This is a genomic window from Burkholderia sp. E168m23 (assembly GCF_016586125.1).
Taxonomy (GTDB): domain Bacteria; phylum Pseudomonadota; class Gammaproteobacteria; order Burkholderiales; family Burkholderiaceae; genus Burkholderia; species Burkholderia orbicola.
On record NZ_BCPP01001201.1, the window covers coordinates 1 to 1,761 of the forward strand.

The following is a 1,761-nucleotide window of genomic DNA, read 5'->3' on the forward strand; positions in this document are numbered from 1 at the left end:
TGCTCGACCGGCCGTGGTGCCACGTCGTGCGCGTAATAACTTCGTATAGCATACATTATACGAAGTTATACGACCCTGAACGGGTTCTTCGTTGCGGCCGAATTCGGCCTCGTCAAACTCCGCGCGACGCGCGTCAAGACCCTCGCCCGCAAGCACGGCCTGCGCGGGCGCATCCTCGGCATCGTGCACGGCCGGCTCGACGCGTATCTTTCCGCGTGCCAGCTCGGCATCACGCTCGCATCGCTCGGCCTCGGCTGGGTCGGCGAACCGGCGTTCGCGCAACTGCTCGGCCCGCTGCTCGACCTGATCGGCGTCCACTCCGAGCGCGTCGTGCACCTGATCTCGCTCGTGTTCGCGTTCTCGCTGATCTCGTTCCTGCACATCGTCGTCGGCGAACTGGCGCCGAAGTCGATGGCGATCCGTCAGCCGGAGAAGGTCGGCCTGTGGGTCGCGCTGCCGCTCTACGCGTTCTACTGGGCGATGTATCCGGCGATCTGGGTGCTCAACACCAGCGCCAACGCAGTGCTGCGGCTCGCAGGGCTGTCGGCCGACCACGGCGGCGATGCGCACTATTCAACCGACGAGCTGAAGCTGATCCTGCGCAGCCGCCGCAGCGCGGCCGGCAATGCGGCCCAGCCAGCGCGCGGCACGTACACCAACGACGAGTGGAACACGCTCGCGCATTCGCTCGATTTTTCGTCGATGACCGTGTCGGACCTGATGCGGCCGGCCCATGAAATGATCGGCCTGCGGCGCGACCTGCCGCTGCCCGACAACATGGAGATCGTCGCGCGGCACCGCTTCAGCCGCTATCCGCTGTTCGAGGATGCGTCGCGCGAACAGGTGAGCGGGCTGATCCACCTGAAGGACCTGCTGCTCGCGCGTCACGCGGGCGCCGCGCTCGAGGATCTCTCCGACTACGTGCGCCCGGTCCAGTACGTGAAGCCCGATACGCCGGCGCTGGAGCTGTTCCGCCGCTTCCGCAAGGGCGCCCCGCACTTCGCGCTGGTCGGCAACAAGGGCGAGAAGCCGATCGGCTTCCTGACGCTCGACAACCTGCTCGGCGCGCTGGTCGGCCAGATCCACGACGAATTCCGCCAAGGCGACGCCGACTGGAGCCGCCTCGACGACGGCACGCTGATGGGCAAGGGCAGCCTGCCCGTCGTGTCGCTCGAGCAGGCGCTCGGCATCGACATCGACGAAGGCCGCGCGGAATCGGTCGGCGGCCTCGTGATCCAGGCGTTGAGCGACCTGCCGACCGAAGGGCAGCGCGTGTCGTTCGACCGCTTCGACGTCGTCGTGAAGAAGATGAACGGGCCGCGCATCGTGCTCGTGCGCGTCTATCCGAAGATCGTGAAAGAGGCCGACGAATGACGGCCCGGCGCCGCATCGCACGATGAACGCGCCGCTGCCGCGCTGCTGCGTGATCACGCCGGAACCGGCGTCCGCGTCGGCAGCTGATCGGGCGGCGTTCCTCGACCGCCTGTCGGCCGTGCTCGCACGCGGCGAAACGCTCGTGCAACTACGCGTGAAATCGCTCGACGCGGCCGCGTTCGCGTCGCTGGCCGCCGCGGCGCTCGCGCGCTGCGCCGCGGCCGGCGCGCACCTGATGCTGAACGGCCCGATCGATGCAGCCGGCGTGATGCGGCTCGACGGCGCCGGCTGGCATCTCGACGGCACCGCATTGCGCGCCGCCGCGCAACGGCCGCTGCCGGCTGCTCGATGGGTGTCCGCCGCGTGCCACACGCAAGACGACCTGCT

The 1,761-nt window shown here is 68.5% G+C and carries 2 protein-coding genes; both read left to right on the plus strand.

The features are described 5' to 3' along the window. Window positions 1-45: 45 nt before the first annotated feature. Window positions 46-1,374 carry a hemolysin family protein gene (locus JMF90_RS35660; protein WP_201326213.1) on the plus strand — a complete coding sequence of 443 codons (1,329 nt, stop codon included), beginning with the start codon at window positions 46-48 and terminating at the stop codon, window positions 1,372-1,374. Between the two features lie 22 nt (window positions 1,375-1,396). After that, window positions 1,397-1,761: thiamine phosphate synthase (locus tag JMF90_RS35665; protein WP_201326212.1), on the plus strand; the 365-nt coding region annotated here is incomplete at its 3' end.